Genomic DNA, 15,548 nt, shown 5'->3' with positions numbered 1-15,548 from the left:
CTGGATGGGGCTCTCTGAAAAATAACGGGTGGCCAACGTGGAGCGCCAACAAGTCGACGTCAGCTTTCAGGATGCGTGACGACATCGGCTGGGCCGCAACTTTCCGCTGCCGCTTCTTGCTTTAGCATTTATGGAATGGCAGCTTTCAGAAAGTCGCAGGACCACAAACGATGACCGGAATGGGGCGCATTGCCGACAAGCGGCGATGCACCCCAAAGATCGCTACCAACACCCATCGAAGACTGCTGCGCACTCAGCGGAATAAAACCCAAGCAGTAGACTGTTAGAACACAGTCATATTTCGCGGGGGGCTGACCGTCGACAGACGGTCGGAACTCCGATCAGCCAACGCTCAAATTCAGGCCAGACTCCGAGAAGAAGCAAGGGTCAACGAACTTGAGGCCGGGGTTCTCCTTGCCAACGTCGGAAGCGTATTCTCTGCCTTCAGTCGCCACGCAGACCGCGCGACCCTCGACATGGCCGTGCAAGAGCGTAGAGCCCCCCAGACGTTCGACATAGTCCAGCTCAAAGGGCACACCATCACCGGATGGGACCAGCCGAGTATGCTCGGGCCGTGAGCCAAGCTCGGCAATCGCATCAGCCATATCCGTGGTGACAACGCCAGGCACGATCATGCGGTAACCGCTGGGAAAGACCACATGTGTCTGGTGCTCGCGACGCTCGACCCTATCCACGGGAAGAAAGTTCATGCCCGGCTGGCCAATGAAGCCCGCCACAAATCGTGTAGCGGGCCGCTCATAGAGCTCCATCGGGCTCCCGACCTGTTCTATGCGTCCCTTGTTGAGTACAACGATCTGGTCGGCCATGGTCATCGCCTCGACCTGATCGTGGGTCACGTAGATCATGGTAGTATCGAGCTTGCGCCGCAGTCGCATCAGTTCGCCCCTCATTTCGCTGCGCAGGGCAGCGTCAAGATTGGACAAGGGCTCGTCGAATAGAAAGACCGATGGATCCCGCACGATCGAGCGCCCGATGGCCACGCGCTGCCTTTGTCCGCCCGAAAGCTGGCTGGGCCGTCGCTCCAGGTGATCGGCCAGTTGCAGTGAGTTCGCGGCCTCGCGCACTTTCCGGTCGATATCGCCAGGGCTGAGGCCGGCCGTACGCAACGGATAGGCGATGTTCTCATAGACGCTCATATGGGGATAAAGCGCGTAGGACTGGAACACCATGGCGATGCCGCGGTCGACTGGTTCCTCAAGAGTGACGTCCTTCTCGCCAATCAACAACTTTCCATCCGAGGGGGCGTCCAGCCCTGCGATGATGCGCAGCAGAGTGGATTTTCCGCAGCCCGATGGCCCTACAAAGACCACGAAGGACTTGTCGTCGATCGAAAGGCTGATGTTGTCGAGCACAGCGGTCTCGCCGAACCGCTTGGAGATATTGGCGAGGGTGACGGTAGCCATCGATAATCTCCTAAACGTCCAGCCAGACTGGGTTTGACCAGGCCTTGCGACCGCGGTCGTCCACTACGGTTATGCGGAAAAAACCGCCATCAAACTTGGCGCGAGGGAAGCGGGCGCCGGTCAGGCCTATGCCCATCTCCGCCGCGCGCCGCGCAGCCGTCCCTCCTGCCGTGATGACCGCTGCGGGGGAACACTCTACGACGATCTCGTCTCCTTCGATACGGATGTCGTGCAGCAGCGGCCCCATGCTCGAATAAAAGTTGCCCGCCTTCAAGGAGGCAAGAAGGTTCTCGGGCTCGAGGCTTTCGGCCTTTACATGTACCCAGCCGCCGGCAAAATCGACTGACATCCTGTGCATGTCGTCAGCGGCAAAAGCGGTCACGCGCCGTCCCTCCGTCAGCAGCATGTCGGCTAGGGGCCATCCATCGCCCCGTGCGAGGCTCACTTCTGAACCGTGATTGTAGATTTCCACCGCATGGACCATCGGCAATTTCCGCGTATCGTCAGGGGTGAGGCAGTACCAACCGGGATGGGCAAAACCCAGAAACGCGCCGGCCGCAGCCGCCCGCGCACAGATGCTCTTTGCGTCCTCGTCCGGAGACGGCGCGGCGAAATCGTGCGGCAGGCCGACGGCCAGAATGTGCCAGAGTTCGCCGTTGCCCAGCCGTCCTTGGTGCAGTTCCGCGCCCAGCAGTGTCGTGAAATTTGCCGTCCTGAAGGGACGGGTGTCCGCTACCGGGTAGCCATACTGCTCCTGGAAATGATCGCTGATGGCGAGAAAGTCATAGCCCTCGAGGCGATATTTTCGCACCACTTCCGCCATGTCAAAACGGCCGTCCGAGACCGTGGAATGGCAGTGCAGGTTTCCCTTGTAGAACCGGCCTGGCAGGGCAAAGGGCGAGATCGTCATAGAACTGTCTTCCTAAAGCGGGATGGTTGGCCATCCGAAAAATAGTGCGCACTACCCTCTGGACATTCCGGGGAAGTTAGAGAAGTATCAATTAAATCGCATGGTAAGATTAAAATGTCCAGACGCTCTGTCCGCGATTTCAAGGGAAGGGAAACGAAGATGAAAATTTTGCGATTGGCGACTCTAGCGGCGCTCGCCGGCACTTGTGGAGTGGCAGCACAGGAGCAGGTAACGCTCCGCTACATGCAGCTTTCGGTGCCGGCACTGGAAGCGGAGCGCCCGGTCATCGCTGCATTCGAAGCCGCCAATCCGGGGGTTCGCATTGAAGCCCAGGCCATGCCGTCGTCAGAATACTGGCGAAGCCTTTCGGCCCGCGCCGCTGCTGGCGACCTACCCGATGTGATGGCCATGTCCTCTGCCTTCGTGCAGCAATGGGCGCGTGCCGGAAACCTGTCCGCACTGGATGAGTACCTTGCTGAGGTGGATACCGGCGCCTTCTATGAGAGCGCGCTGGGTTTCGGACAGGTCGACGGATCGACCTTCGCTTTTCCGCAGAACTGGGTCGCGCCTGTTCTCTATTTCAACAAGGATGCCTTCGACGCGGCCGGGGTTGAGTATCCAACCACCGCCTGGTCCTGGGAAGACTTCCGCGCCGCTGCAAAGGCTCTGACCATCGACGAAAATGGCGATGGGCGGCCCGAACAGTGGGGTTTCTGGTTTGACGGCCGCTACACCAATGTCGAGCCGTGGATTTTCCGCAATGCCGGCCTGCTGCTGACCGAGGACAGAGCGGCTATCGACCCAACTCCGGAAGCCATCAAGGCCATGGAATTCCTTGTCTCTCTGGTGATGGAGGAGAAGTCCGCTCCCATGCCCAAGGACCTGGAGGGCATTCGCCCGCAAGACGTATTCGGACTGGGCATGGCGGCCATGTGGGTCGACGGATCCTGGCAGATCGACAACAATCGTCAGGTCATCGCCGATCAGTTCGAATGGGGCATGTCCGAAGTGCCTCTGGGGCCGGACGCCACCGAGGAAACCGCCCGAGTCTATGCTTGGGCCGACATGCTCTCGGTTACCAAGGATAGCGCGCATCAGGACTTGGCCTGGCAGTTCGTTTTGCACATGTCAGGGCCAGGCCGTCAGGCGTCTGACTTTCCGGGCGGCAAAGTGCCCGCCTACATTCCCGTCGCGCAAGACCGTGCCTGGCTCGAAGAAGGCATGTTGCCCGCCGAAAAATCACTGCTGCTCGAAATGGGCGGTAAGGCCGCCTATTCGGGCTTTTCTGATGACTGGAGCGCATGGCGCGGATACGGCGCCTCGGGTTCGGGCGGCATGAATGGAGAGCTCGACGAAGTTCTCAACGGCCGCAAGGCGCTGGACGATGCCTTGGCCGCAGCAGTGGCCTACGGCAACGACATCCTTTCGCGCTGATCTCTCAAGCCGGCCGGGACCTGTTCCGGCCGGCCACCAGCAAGGTTGATCTCATGGTTTCCGCTCGTGACCTGCGCCGATACGCGCCCGCGATGCTCTTTTTGTTGCCCGCGGTGGCGGGATTACTGCTCTTTCGCATAATCCCTATTATCTGGGCATTCGCTCTCTCGTTTGCCGAATGGCGCATATTCGATCAGGTCAAGTGGGTCGGGTTGTCCAACTATGCTCATATCCTGTCTTCGCCCGTCTCCCTGCAGGTGTTGGGCAATACTGCCTATTACACGGCGATCTATGTGCCCGGCGTCATTGCACTGTCGCTGGCGCTTGCCGTTCTCCTCAACAACGGCCTCAGGAGCTCGGCGTTTTTCCGAGGGGCGTTCTTTCTGCCCTACATCACCTCCACGGTGGCCATAACGCTGACCTGGCGGTGGATCTTCTCGACGCGCTTCGGCCTGCTCAACCACCTGCTTGAGACTATCGGCTGGACCGACCCGCCTGCATGGTTGGCCGATCCGGCGTGGGCGCTGCCGGCTGTCGCCATTGTGGCGATCTGGAAGGACGCAGGCTTTTTTATGCTGCTGCTGCTCGCGGGCCTGCAAACCATAGATCCTACGGTCTACGAAGCGGCGCGGATCGACGGGGCAAGGCCCTGGCGACGCTTCCACACCATAACGCTGCCGCTCTTGTCACGAAGCCTGTTCTTCGTACTCATCTTGGCGCTGGTGCGCTCCACGCAGACATTCGAGATCACCTATGCGCTGACCAATGGTGGGCCCAACCGTGCGTCAACGACCCTGTCCTTCTATATCTACCAGAACGCCTTCGTGCAGTTCGACATGGGCTACGCCTCGGCGCTGGCTTACCTGCTGTGCTTCGTCACGGGACTTGTGACCCTGATCAACTTCTACTTCCGCCGGAGATGGGTCTATGAGTAAGCCGCACAAAGCCTCGAACCTATCGACGCTGACCATGCTGTATCTGGCGCTTGGCGCCTATGGCGTTGTCACGCTGATGCCATTCTTCTGGATGCTGATCACCAGCTTCAAGATCCCCGCCGATATCTTCCGACTGCCGCCGACATTCTATCCCTCGAAGCTGTTTTCCGACGACCCGTTCGGCAACTATTCCGAGGTCTTAGGCAATCGCAACTTCTTCGGGTATTTTCTCAATTCGCTCTTTGTATCGACCCTGGCAGCCACGGGACAGGTGATCACCTGCGCCCTGGCAGGATATGCCTTCGCGCGCATGGAACTGCCGGGCAAGAACGTGATCTTCGCGGCCATCCTCGCGACTGCCTTCGTGCCCACGGAGGTGACGATCATTCCAGAATTCCTGATCATGCGCGGCCTAGGTTGGATCGATACCTACCTGCCGCTGATCGTGCCGTCATTCCTGGTCGGATCGTTCGGCACGTTCATGCTGCGCGAATATTTCGCCAGTCTGCCAGCCGACTATGGCGAGGCGGCCCGTGTCGACGGCGCGCGACCCTTCAGAATTTTCCTGACTATCTATCTGCCGCTCGCCCGGCCGGCATTGGTGTCCATCTTCGTGATTGCATTCATCAACAATTGGGACGAGCTTTTGCGGCCGCTACTCTATCTCAACACGCCCTCCATGCACACGGTGCCCATCGGTCTCATGAGTTTCGTCAGCGAGTTCGAAGCAGATTGGACGCTGTTGATGGCCGGCTCGGTAATCTCGACCTTGCCGCTCGTGCTGATCTATGTCCTCTGCCAACGCTATGTGCTTCAGGGCTTTGCCGGCGGAGGCGTCAAAGGATGACCATCGTCGACACGCCAGTCATTCCATCGTCCAGGGCGGCGCAGAACGCTCAGGCGCAGCATCTGAATTGGGGTCAGAGGCAGATCGTGGCCGCGGTGGCCCGAAGCGGTTCGACAAACCGGCTGTCGCTCGCAGACGAATTGGGATTGTCTCCCCAAACCATGTCGCGCGCCACCCGGTCACTGGTTGCCGACGAGTTGCTGGACGAAGAGCCGGTTCATAGCGGCACAAGGGGTCAGCCTGCCCGCAATCTCTCGTACAGGAAAGCAAGTCTGGCCAGCCTGGGCCTGTCGCTGTCCGACACCCGGATTGCCCTCACCCTGGAAGACCTCGACGGAACAGTGCTTTTTGAGGAAGAGGCCACAGGCGGCTTCGGCCACCCGGACGACGCTTTGGCGCGGGCCACGACGATGATCGATTCTAATTTCGAACGTATCGCGGCGCATACCAGGCTCGTCGGCATGGGCGTTGCGGCAAAGGGTTTCTTCGTGCAGCCCGGCCGATCCGTAGTGTCCCGCGAGATGCCTGCCGCCTGGGCCGGAATTAATTTGCGCACGGTGTTTGAGCAGCGGTATGAACTCGACGTAACTGTGTGTAACAACGCCCGCGCCGTGGCCATGGGCAGTATCAGGGCCCTCGGACCAAATGCAGTCCGCAACGCTCTGTTTGTCTATATCGGAAATGGTATCGGCGGCGCCCTCGTGGTTGATGGCCGCCTGGCAGAAGGGGCCTATGGCAACGCGGGCGAAATCGGCGCACTCATTCCGGATGGGGATTATCGGCCATCGCGCGGGCGCATCACCGCGCTTCTGGGCAAGCCGGATTTTGCGGACTGGCAAGGGTTGGGGGCGCTTTCCCAAGAGGACCGAACCCAGCTCTTGGACTGGTGCAGACGGGCCGGGGCCGAGTTGCAGCCTGCCATGCAAGCCGCGACCTATCTGATTGACGTCGATACAGTTTTCGTGTGCGCCCGTTTTCCAAGAGACATCGCCAGGCAGATGGTTGCGGGGATCGATCTGCTGCCGCACGGAACTATGCTGTTGTCTGGTCGCGCAGCGGACAAACTGTTGCGGCCGCCGAGGATCGAAGTCCTCGAGTCCGTCGCCATGGAATCAGGCGCCTGTGCGTTGGCGATGAGTCGGTACCTGGCCGGTGGTGCAGGGCTCGACCAGCTCAGTTCGAAATACGTCTGACCAAGGCCATGCAAGCCAATCTTGTCCTCATCAGCCTCGGAGGAGCCGTGAGCTTGCTGCTGTTTGGGCTCTCCCTGCTCAAGGGCGGCCTCGAAGCGGCGCTGGGTGCGCGCCTTCGCCTTTTGTTGGCCAATGGTGCGGACAATCGGGGGCAGGCTTTCGTCTTAGGTCTGCTTGTCACTATGGTCTTGCAGAGCAGCACGGCAACCGCGGCGCTCATGGCCGGTTTCGTTTCCGCCGGGCTGGTCAGCTTGGTCATGGCCCAGGCCGCCATGCTGGGGGCCAATGTCGGGACCAGCCTTGTCAGTCAGATTCTGGCCTTCGAACTCGATTGGCTATCGCCTGTGGCACTGGTGCTGGGGCTCGGATTGCGGCGCTTCGGCAGAAACGCGGCCGCCGAGGGAACCGGAAATGCTGCCATAGGATTGGCGCTGATGCTGCTATCGCTTGCGCTGCTAAAGGAAGCGTCAGCACCGCTGCAACAGGCTCCCGCCTTTCAAGTCATGCTGGTGCTGGTCGAGGACGCGCCCGTGGTCGCAATCCTGATCTCTGCCGCGCTCGCCGCCCTAGCGGCCTCAAGCCTTGCCATCGTCCTCTTCGTCGCAAGCTTGGCCGCAGGAGGCCTGGTCGGTCCTGAGCTTTGCCTGCTGCTAATTGCGGGAGCCAATCTCGGGGGGGCTCTCCCGCCGTTTCTAATGACGCTTGGCGGTGCCGGTCGGCAAATGGCGTTGGCGAACCTCTTGGTGCGTGGCGTAGGAGCAATCGCGGTGGCGTCCTGTGCATGGCTCATCGGTGCCCGGTTGGCATGGCTCGACCCGGCAAGCCTGGCGGTGCAAGCCCATATTGCATTCAACCTCTCGCTCGCCGCGGCGGCCTTGCCGCTGCTGGGGCCGATCAGCAGATTGGTCTCCTGGCTCGCACCCCTGCGAGCCAGTCCGGCCGATGGCCCCCATCATCTAAATGAAAAGGCGCTGGCTGAACCCAAAGCCGCCATTGCCGCCGCCATGCGCGAGAGCCTGCGCATTACCGACATGGTGCGGCAGATGCTCACCGCCACCCTGGGCGGATTGCGCTCCGCCGACGAGGCTGCCTGTCGTTCGGCGTCCGCCATCGACCATCGGGTCGATGTACTTCAGGAGGCCGTGAAGCTCTATCTTTCCCGGCTGAGCCTCGACGACCTCGAACGTCAGGAACGTCGGCGCGTCGAGGACATCACGGCCTATACCATCAACCTCGAGCATATAGGCGATGTCATCCAGCGCAGCCTTGTGCCGCTGCTGCTTAAGAATATCCGCATGGGCACGCGTTTCTCAAAGGAGGGGTTTGCAGAGATCGAGCACCTGTTCGAGCAGATTCTCGGCAATTTGAACGTCGCCGAAACCCTGTTTCTCGACGGCGACATCGAACTGGCCCGCAAGCTCTTTTCGACCAAACTCGACGTTCGCCGCATCGAGCAGGAGTCGCGCCGCAAGCATCTTGAACGTTTGAGGTCCGGGGACGCGGGAAGCCTGGCGACCAGTTCCATTCACCTCGATCTCCTGCGGGACCTAAAACGTATCAATGGCCATATCGCCTCCACTGCGCTTCCCTCGCTGGAACGCGCGGGTCTTTTGAATGAAAGTCGACTGAAATGAACCGGACAAGCCATCACCCAATTTAGACGAGCAATTGACGCTTAGACCGCCGCGTCTTTGCGCGACGCCAAAGCGTTGCCGACCAAAACCCGCTGGTCCGCAAACCACCCCGTTTCAGCCGTGTGGCGCTTCGTCGAGGGATGGCAGCTTTTGGGAAAGTGCAGAAGGGTCCTAGACGACCGGGATGGGGCGCATTGCTGATCGGCTTCGATACGACCCAATTGCGCTCAGACGGTTGTAATTTTCTGAGCGCCTCCATCGCCCGTTAAATCCCTCACGGTTTCGTTTGGAGAGAGCGAGGCTCTGTCGTTTTGAGGAGCTACACTTTGCTCTATGCTACGATGCTCGGCCTACAGCTTCCACTCAAGCGTCCATAAACACTTCGCCAGCGACGTCTCAAAAGCTTGGCCCGGACCAGTCGTGAGCTTCAGCGACGCCGTTGGTCCAAGTCATCTACGGATTGCCGCATGGGACGGGCATCCCTCAACTTGAGATGGTTAGAGCAGATAAGGTTGGGATTTGGACTATCCCAACACGTCTGCTTTACGGTCATTTCGCCGAGATGTTGGCCGGGCCGGCGGTTAAGGGGAGGGCGCCGGCCAGGCCGGGAGTTCAGGCGCGGGCGAGAGCCGCTTCCATGCCTGACATGAGGTCCGAAGCGCCCTGCTCGACCGATTTCACCTCAAAGGCGATCTCTTCGGCAATACCCTGAAGAATTGTCCAGGCCTCGCCCGCACCCTTTGGCGGCGCCGGTGGAAGCGGCCCGACCAGTGGGCCGAGGCTGTCGAGATAGGCGATAGCGATATTGGAGGCATCGTCCAAATCGGGGGCGAGGAAGGCGCGTGTGGCTGGCGATTCCGGCACCCCGCGCTCGACCCCCAGAATGGTCTTGGCCTCCTCGTTATTGAGGAAGAAATCGAGGAAGCGGCCAGCGGTTTCTGCTTCGCTGGTTTTGGCGCCGAGGCTGAAATACATCGAGGGCTTCAGATACTGCCCGGGCTGGCCGTCGGCCAATACCGGTACACCGGTCATGCCCAGCCGATCCGTCGTGGCGTTCTGGTAGGCAACGAGCTGATTGGAAACGACGATGGTCGATGCAGCCCGTCCGGTCGTCAGCCCGCTCGTGTCGATGCCGCCGGTCCAGAGCGCCTGCACATCGGCCGGAACGCAAGCGCCAGACTGGCGCATGCCTTGCCACAGGGCGAACCAGGCACGGGCATCTTCCTCTTCAAAGGCGAGGTCGCCGCTTGGGGAATAAAGCTCCTTGCCACGCTGGCGGAGAAAGATTTCGAAGGAAAGATCGGCGCCGCTCATGTCCTGGGCACCATAGAGGCCCTGGCGAGAGGTGCCCGCCGTCAATTGCGCGCACAGTTCGGCAAATTGCTCCCATGTCGTGCCGATTGTCGGCAGCGCCACTCCGGCGTCCTCGAAGGCGGTCTCGTTGATCACCAGCGCGCTGCTGTTGGCGCCCAAGCTGATGCCATAGATCTTGCCATCGACCTTGCCGACATCGAGACGCTCCTGTGGCCAGTCCGACAGGTCGATGACCGAACCGATCAGGTCATCGAGCGGCAGCAGCACGTCGCGGGCCGCATATTCGAAGATGTAGCGATAATCCATCTGCATGATGTCAGGCGCCGCGCCACCGGCCGATTGGGTCGCGAGCCATGTCCAGTAGTCGCCACCTCCAGGCAGCGATTGCCCTTCGACCACCAGCCCCGGATTGTCTGCGATGAACAGGTCGATGACCTGATTGGTGCGCTCGGCGCGATTGGCATTGCCCCACCAGCTCATCCGCAGCGTCTGCCCCTGGGCAAAGGCCGGGGTCAGCCCCGATGCCCCCAGAAGTGCAGCGGCCGAACCGGCAGCCAGAAACTGCCGACGCGATAGTCCGATCATTGATTTCCTCCTCACATTGACCTGGCGCGGGACCGGTTCACCGTGCCGCCATCTGCGGTCGGCTGTTTCCGATCATCGCCTCTCCCGGCATCAATGTAAGCGCATACATTTCAACAAGTCAATCTTGTATGGAAGAATTCAATGTTCGGGGGCTAGGGGTGAACTGCGCCAGTCGAGCCACGTGGAATCAGGGTTGCTGTCATCGGCGGAGGCAGGGCGGGGGTGCCCCCCTGCAGCTGCGCCAGCAGGTATTGGGCGGAAAGCTGCCCCATCAGCGTGCGGTCGATATTCACCGTGCTCAGCGGCGGCGTCGTGTGGGCGGAGATCGGATCGTCATCGAAACCGATGATCGAAAGCTCCTCTGGCACCGCGATGCCTTGCATGTGCGCTTCGGTCAGCACCCCAAACGCGATCTGATCATTGCCGCAAATGATTGCGGTCGGCCGAGGGCCATCAGCAGCGAGAATGGCGCGGAGGCTCTCGCGCCCGAACTGGATACTCCAGGGGCCCTCGCAAAAATGTTGCGGGCGGATGGCGAGCCCCATTTCGGCAAGCGCCGTGCGAACCCCCGCGACACGCGCGGTGACGCGAGAATTGTTCTTCTGCGTCGGCGCGATCATGCCGATGGTGCGATGGCCGAGCCTAAGCAGATACTGGGTTATTTCCTGAAAAGTCTGAAAATTGTCGATGCCGATGGTGGGGTGGCGGCTTTCCGCACTGAAGCCATGGGTGACGACATAGGGTACTTTTCGGGCAGTCATCAGGTCAAAGATGGCGTCGCCGAAATCCTCGCCGACGACCGCGATGGCCTCGACCCCGCGCGTCAGCATGGCCTGCACGTCGCGCATGGCCTGGGCCGGGTCGTGGTTCGACACCGAGACGATGAGGCTGATGCCTTCCCTGGCAAATGTTTCCTGCAGCGCGGCCACGTGAGCCGCAAAGATGCCGTTTGCGAGCGTGGGAATGAGCGCGCCGGCGATCAGGCTGCGGCGTCGCGCCAATGCACTGCCGGCGCCGTGAGGTAGCCATCCGAGCGCCTCGGCCGCCGCTATCACGCGCTGTCGCACATGCGGCTGGACCTTGTCCGGTTCATTGAAAGCCCGTGACACCGTTGCGGCAGACACGCCGGCGGCGCGCGCCACGTCAATCGCGCGGGGCGACCTGGTCAGAAGCTCGGACGTCGTATCTCTCATAATGCTGGCGTCCCGGTGGTCCTGGCGTCATTGATGGCTCGCCCTTGTTTCACTGGCAAGGCGCTCCCCGTCGATCTCGCGCCAGATTCGCACCAATTAAACTTCCATACAAGAATTGACATGAGCGGAAATGTAAGCGCATACATTTGCCATCACGACCTGCTTGAGCAGGCAAAGGGCGAGAGATGAGGAGAACGACATGGCACGCTGGGAAATGTCCCGCCGTACTTTTCTGGGAGCTGCAGGGGCAGGCTTGGTTCTGTCAAAAGTGCCGGGGGCTTTCGCCCAGGGCGCTTATCCGGAAAAGAACATAACCTTCATCGTGGGATATAATCCCGGTGGCACCAGCGACCTGATCGCGCGCAGTTTTGGCGACGAGATGACCAAGGAAACCGGGCAGACGGTGGTGGTGGACTATCGTCCCGGCGGCGGGGGCGGCATTGCCGGCGACATGGTCGCCCGGGCCCGGGCCGATGGCTATACGCTTCTGGCGGTCAGCAACACTTTCTATGCCGTGACGCCGTTTCTGGGCAGCGTGCGCTATGACCCTCTGGCCGATCTGACGCCCGTGGGTTTTGCCGGCGACCAGTTCAACACCATGTCGGTCCATACCTCCGTGCCGGCCAATACGCTTGAGGAGCTCATCGCCTATGGAAAGGCCAATCCGGGGGCGCTCAACTACGCTTCCAATGGCCAGGGTTCGCTGACCCACCTTTGCGGGGAATATTTCAAGCAGCGCACCGGCATCGACATGACGCATATTCCCTATCGTGGGGCGGCCGATGCCATCCAGTCGACGCTGAAGGGAGAAACGCAGGTCAATTTCTCAATGGGCGATGCGGGATATCACCTGCGGGGCGAGTTGCGGGGCCTCGCGACCCTTGGTGAAATGCGCTGGCCGTCGCTTCCCGATGTGCCTTCGACAACCGAGGCGGGCCTTGCCGATTGGGCCATCAGGTCGTGGCACGGGGTTGCCGTCCCGGCCGGCACACCGCCCGAGATCTGCCGCCAACTCAACGAGATGATGAACCGCTATGTCGAAGTGCCCGAGGTGATCGAGCGCTTCGCGACGCTGGGGCTGCAGCCTGCCCAGCAGAGCCTCGAACAGCTCGAAGAGCGCCGGCGGCAGGACCATGCCGTGTTCGGCGCGCTCATCACCGAAGCGGGCATTTCGCCCGCCTGACCCAGTGGAGGCGGCCCGCCTCCCTCTCTTACACACGACAAGGCATGACATGACTTACAGGGATAACGCCACCAAGGCGCGGCTTCTGGCCGGTGAGAAGGTTCTGGGTTGCTGGACATCGTCCGGTAGCCCCGTCGTCACCGAGCTGCTCAGCCTTGCCGGCTTCGACTATCTGCTGCTCGATCAGGAGCATGGCGTGGGCGACAATGTCTCCCTCATCCATCAGTTGCAGGCCATGGCGAACAATCCGGCGACGGCAATCGTCCGCGTGCCTTGGAATGATCATGCCCTGATCAAGCGGGCGCTCGATGCCGGTGCCGAAGGCATCATGATCCCATCGGTCGACACGGCCGAAGAAGCGCGGGCTGCCGTCGCTGCCTGCCAATATGCCCCCAATGGCATTCGCGGTGCCGGTTGGGCCGGTGGTCGCGCTTCCCACTATGGCATGCTCCCGGACTACCATCTCAAGGCGCGCGAACGCCTGCTGGTCGTCATCCAGATCGAAACGGTCAAGGGCGTCGAAAATCTTGACGAGATCCTGGCGGTCGAGGGCATCGATCTGGTCTTTATCGGCGCCATGGACCTGACGGGGTCGGCCGGTCAACTGGCCCAGAGGCATCATCCCGATGTCGTGCCCTATTTCGAACTGGCCGAGCGCAAGATCCTGGCCTCGGGCATTCCCATGGGCACGGTGCCGCTGCAGCGCTCCTGGCAGGATCTCTTCGCGGCCGGCTATGCCATGGTCAATGCCGCGTCCGACACCGCCATGCTGCGGGACCGCTCGCTTGCCGATGTCGCCGCCTTCCGCCAGCTCGTCGGCCGCTCCGCCTAGGCTCTTATTTTTCATCGGCGGCACAACAAGAAGCCGGAGCGTCTCTGCCTCGCCAAGAAAGGAGGACGCTCCGGTATCGGGGAGAAGATCATGCAAATCGCCATCCGCAATCCAAAAGACCTGCTCATGGGATTGCTCTATTTCCTTGTCGGCGGCGCTGGCCTGCTTTTTGGTCGCGACTATGCCATCGGCACTGCCGCCAATATGGGGCCGGGCTTTTTCCCGTTCTACCTCTCCTGCCTGCTGCTGATCTTTGCCGTGGTGTCCTGGGCCCGTGGTTTCCTGTTGGCCGGAGAGCCGGTGGGGCCGATCGCCTGGAAGGCTATTGCCCTCATTGCCGGCACGGTCATTGCCTTCGGCTTTCTTCTCGAGCGCGCGGGCCTTGCCATTGCCATGCCGCTGCTGCTCGTTACTGCCGCCATGGCGAGCGACAGGTTCCGCCTCGACTGGCGCACCGGGCTCGGCGTGGTCGCGTTTACCGCGCTTTGCGCGGCCCTTTTTACCTATGGCCTCGGACTGCCCATTCCGGTCCTTGGTTCCTGGTTCGGTTGAGTTCGCACTATGGATATGCTCGTCAATCTCGGCCTGGGCTTTGCTACTGCGCTCACGCCGATGAACCTTCTCTATTGCTTCGTCGGCGTCTTCCTGGGCACGGCCATCGGCGTGCTGCCAGGGCTGGGTCCAGTGGCGACGATCGCCATGCTGCTGCCTCTCACCTTCGGCCTGCCGCCCGAAACCTCGCTGATCATGCTCGCCGGCATCTTTTACGGCGCTCAGTATGGTGGCTCGACAACGGCCATTCTCGTCAACCTGCCGGGGGAAACGAGTTCCGTTGTCACTACGCTCGATGGCTATCAGATGGCCCGCAAGGGTCAGGCCGGAAAGGCCCTCGCCACCGCTGCCATTGGCTCCTTCATCGCGGGGACCATCGCAACGCTCGTCATCGCGCTTTTCGCGCCGACCCTGGCTGGCATCGCCTTCCAGTTCCGGCCTCCCGACTTTTTCTCGCTCATGGTCCTTGGCCTGATCGCCTCGGTCGTTCTCGCCAATGGCTCGCTGTTCCATGCCATCGGCATGATCCTGATCGGCCTCTTGCTCGGCTTTGTCGGCACCGACATCAATTCGGGCGTGCCGCGCTTCACCTTCGACATTCCCGAGCTCTACGATGGTCTGGAATTCGTCGCCATCGCCATGGGCCTGTTCGGTATTGGCGAAATCATTGCCAATCTGGAACAGCGCGCCGAACGCACTGTCTCGCTCAAGTCCGTCTCGGGCACGCTGCCCACCAGGGAGGACTGGAAACGCATTTTTTGGCCCATCCTGCGCGGCACCGGTCTTGGATCGGTCCTCGGCGTCCTGCCCGGTGGCGGGGCAAACCTGGCGTCCTTTGCCTCCTACGCGATGGAAAAGAAGCTTTCGCGCCATCCTGAGGAATTTGGCAAGGGAGCGATCGAGGGCGTGGCGGCGCCGGAATCGGCCAATAATGCCGGCGCGCAATCCGCATTCATTCCCATGCTGACCCTGGGCATTCCGTCCAATCCGGTCATGGCCCTGATGATTGGCGCCATGCTGATCCAGGGCATCCAGCCCGGTCCGACGGTGATGACCGAGCAGCCGGCGCTGTTCTGGGGGCTGATCGCCTCGATGTGGATCGGCAATCTGTTCCTCGTGATCCTCAATCTGCCGCTGATCGGCTTCTGGGTGAAACTGGTGTCGGTGCCCTATCACCTGCTGTACCCGATCATCCTCGGCTTCTGTGCCATCGGGGTCTTCAGCGTCAGCAATTCGAGCTTTGATGTCTACCTGATGGCCGGCTTCGGCATTGCCGGATACCTGCTGCGCAAGGTCGGAGCCGAACCCGCCCCGATGATGCTGGCGCTTATCCTCGGTGCGATGATGGAGGAGTATCTGCGCCGCGCCCTTCTGTTGTCGCGCGGGGATGGCAGCGTGCTGCTCACCAGCCCGATCAGTGCGGGCATCCTGATCGTCTGTGTGCTCCTGGTGGTCACAGTCGTTCTTCCGGCCGTGCGGAAGCGCCGGGAAGAAACCTTCGCCGAAGAATGA

The 15,548-nt window shown here is 61.1% G+C and carries 13 protein-coding genes; 9 read left to right on the top strand and 4 right to left on the bottom strand.

The genetic code is table 11. The annotated features are described in order from the left end of the window. Positions 1–341 precede the first annotated feature (341 nt). Together BM364_RS17605 and BM364_RS17600 are read right to left on the bottom strand one after the other, a co-directional pair. Positions 342–1,424, bottom strand: a complete 1,083-nt coding sequence (locus tag BM364_RS17605; protein ID WP_092426950.1) for an ABC transporter ATP-binding protein — start codon at positions 1,422–1,424, stop codon at positions 342–344. Between the two features lie 10 nt (positions 1,425–1,434). Continuing rightward, positions 1,435–2,334 (bottom strand): CehA/McbA family metallohydrolase, encoded by a 900-nt coding sequence (locus tag BM364_RS17600; RefSeq protein ID WP_092426947.1) that lies wholly within the window; start codon positions 2,332–2,334, stop codon positions 1,435–1,437. Positions 2,335–2,493: 159 nt separating this feature from the next. On the opposite strand from BM364_RS17600, the gene BM364_RS17595 reads away from it, so the two are divergent. From BM364_RS17595 to BM364_RS17575, 5 genes are read left to right on the top strand one after another with little or no spacing between them, the layout of a single operon-like run. Next, the gene (locus tag BM364_RS17595; protein ID WP_175528659.1) at positions 2,494–3,768 is read left to right on the top strand and encodes an ABC transporter substrate-binding protein; all 1,275 of its coding nucleotides are present in this window, start codon (positions 2,494–2,496) and stop codon (positions 3,766–3,768) included. A gap of 53 nt (positions 3,769–3,821) precedes the next feature. Next, positions 3,822–4,703: a carbohydrate ABC transporter permease gene (locus tag BM364_RS17590; RefSeq protein ID WP_092426941.1), complete on the top strand. Its 882-nt coding sequence runs from the start codon at positions 3,822–3,824 to the stop codon at positions 4,701–4,703. Next, positions 4,696–5,550, top strand: a complete 855-nt coding sequence (locus tag BM364_RS17585; protein WP_092426938.1) for a carbohydrate ABC transporter permease — start codon at positions 4,696–4,698, stop codon at positions 5,548–5,550. The genes BM364_RS17590 and BM364_RS17585 overlap by 8 nt, the downstream gene beginning before the upstream one ends. Continuing rightward, positions 5,547–6,743 carry an ROK family transcriptional regulator gene (locus tag BM364_RS17580; RefSeq protein WP_092426935.1) on the top strand — a complete coding sequence of 399 codons (1,197 nt, stop codon included), beginning with the start codon at positions 5,547–5,549 and terminating at the stop codon, positions 6,741–6,743. Before BM364_RS17585 ends, BM364_RS17580 begins: the two co-directional genes overlap by 4 nt. A 47-nt stretch (positions 6,744–6,790) precedes the next feature. After that, the gene (locus BM364_RS17575) at positions 6,791–8,377 is read left to right on the top strand and encodes a Na/Pi cotransporter family protein (RefSeq protein ID WP_175528658.1); all 1,587 of its coding nucleotides are present in this window, start codon (positions 6,791–6,793) and stop codon (positions 8,375–8,377) included. A 612-nt stretch (positions 8,378–8,989) separates the two neighbouring features. Here BM364_RS17575 and BM364_RS17570 read toward each other — a convergent pair. Both BM364_RS17570 and BM364_RS17565 read right to left on the bottom strand, forming a co-directional pair. Then, complete coding sequence (locus BM364_RS17570) at positions 8,990–10,276, bottom strand: ABC transporter substrate-binding protein (RefSeq protein WP_092426930.1); 1,287 nt, start codon at positions 10,274–10,276, stop codon at positions 8,990–8,992. Between the two features lie 152 nt (positions 10,277–10,428). Next, complete coding sequence (locus BM364_RS17565) at positions 10,429–11,469, bottom strand: LacI family DNA-binding transcriptional regulator (RefSeq protein ID WP_092426927.1); 1,041 nt, start codon at positions 11,467–11,469, stop codon at positions 10,429–10,431. A 199-nt stretch (positions 11,470–11,668) separates the two neighbouring features. Between BM364_RS17565 and BM364_RS17560 the strand changes: the two genes are divergently transcribed. The 4 genes from BM364_RS17560 to BM364_RS17545 all read left to right on the top strand — a co-directional run bounded on the left by BM364_RS17560 (position 11,669) and on the right by BM364_RS17545 (position 15,548). Next, a complete protein-coding gene (locus BM364_RS17560; protein WP_092426924.1) occupies positions 11,669–12,652 on the top strand; it encodes a Bug family tripartite tricarboxylate transporter substrate binding protein in 984 nt (327 codons plus the stop codon). Between the two features lie 49 nt (positions 12,653–12,701). After that, positions 12,702–13,484, top strand: coding sequence for an HpcH/HpaI aldolase family protein (locus BM364_RS17555; protein WP_092426921.1), 783 nt, complete (start codon positions 12,702–12,704; stop codon positions 13,482–13,484). A 90-nt stretch (positions 13,485–13,574) separates the two neighbouring features. Next, on the top strand, positions 13,575–14,036 hold the full coding sequence (locus BM364_RS17550; RefSeq protein WP_092426918.1) for a tripartite tricarboxylate transporter TctB family protein: 462 nt from the start codon (positions 13,575–13,577) through the stop codon (positions 14,034–14,036). A gap of 9 nt (positions 14,037–14,045) precedes the next feature. Next, positions 14,046–15,548: a tripartite tricarboxylate transporter permease gene (locus tag BM364_RS17545; RefSeq protein ID WP_092426915.1), complete on the top strand. Its 1,503-nt coding sequence runs from the start codon at positions 14,046–14,048 to the stop codon at positions 15,546–15,548.

The organism is Devosia crocina, from assembly GCF_900116545.1.
In the GTDB taxonomy this organism is placed as follows: Bacteria; Pseudomonadota; Alphaproteobacteria; order Rhizobiales; family Devosiaceae; genus Devosia; species Devosia crocina.
The sequence above is the reverse complement of the archived record's forward strand: the minus strand, read 5'-3'. Positions and strand labels throughout refer to the sequence as shown.

Bases quoted from the DNA above. Each gene is read 5' to 3' on its own strand.
- BM364_RS17605 (WP_092426950.1), bottom strand. From the start codon at position 1,424: ATGGCTACCGTCACCCTCGCCAATATCTCCAAGCGGTTCGGCGAGACC.
- BM364_RS17600 (WP_092426947.1), bottom strand. From the start codon at position 2,334: ATGACGATCTCGCCCTTTGCCCTGCCAGGCCGGTTCTACAAGGGAAAC.
- BM364_RS17595 (WP_175528659.1), top strand. From the start codon at position 2,494: ATGAAAATTTTGCGATTGGCGACTCTAGCGGCGCTCGCCGGCACTTGT.
- BM364_RS17590 (WP_092426941.1), top strand. From the start codon at position 3,822: ATGGTTTCCGCTCGTGACCTGCGCCGATACGCGCCCGCGATGCTCTTT.
- BM364_RS17585 (WP_092426938.1), top strand. From the start codon at position 4,696: ATGAGTAAGCCGCACAAAGCCTCGAACCTATCGACGCTGACCATGCTG.
- BM364_RS17580 (WP_092426935.1), top strand. From the start codon at position 5,547: ATGACCATCGTCGACACGCCAGTCATTCCATCGTCCAGGGCGGCGCAG.
- BM364_RS17570 (WP_092426930.1), bottom strand. From the start codon at position 10,276: ATGATCGGACTATCGCGTCGGCAGTTTCTGGCTGCCGGTTCGGCCGCT.
- BM364_RS17565 (WP_092426927.1), bottom strand. From the start codon at position 11,469: ATGAGAGATACGACGTCCGAGCTTCTGACCAGGTCGCCCCGCGCGATT.
- BM364_RS17560 (WP_092426924.1), top strand. From the start codon at position 11,669: ATGGCACGCTGGGAAATGTCCCGCCGTACTTTTCTGGGAGCTGCAGGG.
- BM364_RS17555 (WP_092426921.1), top strand. From the start codon at position 12,702: ATGACTTACAGGGATAACGCCACCAAGGCGCGGCTTCTGGCCGGTGAG.
- BM364_RS17550 (WP_092426918.1), top strand. From the start codon at position 13,575: ATGCAAATCGCCATCCGCAATCCAAAAGACCTGCTCATGGGATTGCTC.
- BM364_RS17545 (WP_092426915.1), top strand. From the start codon at position 14,046: ATGGATATGCTCGTCAATCTCGGCCTGGGCTTTGCTACTGCGCTCACG.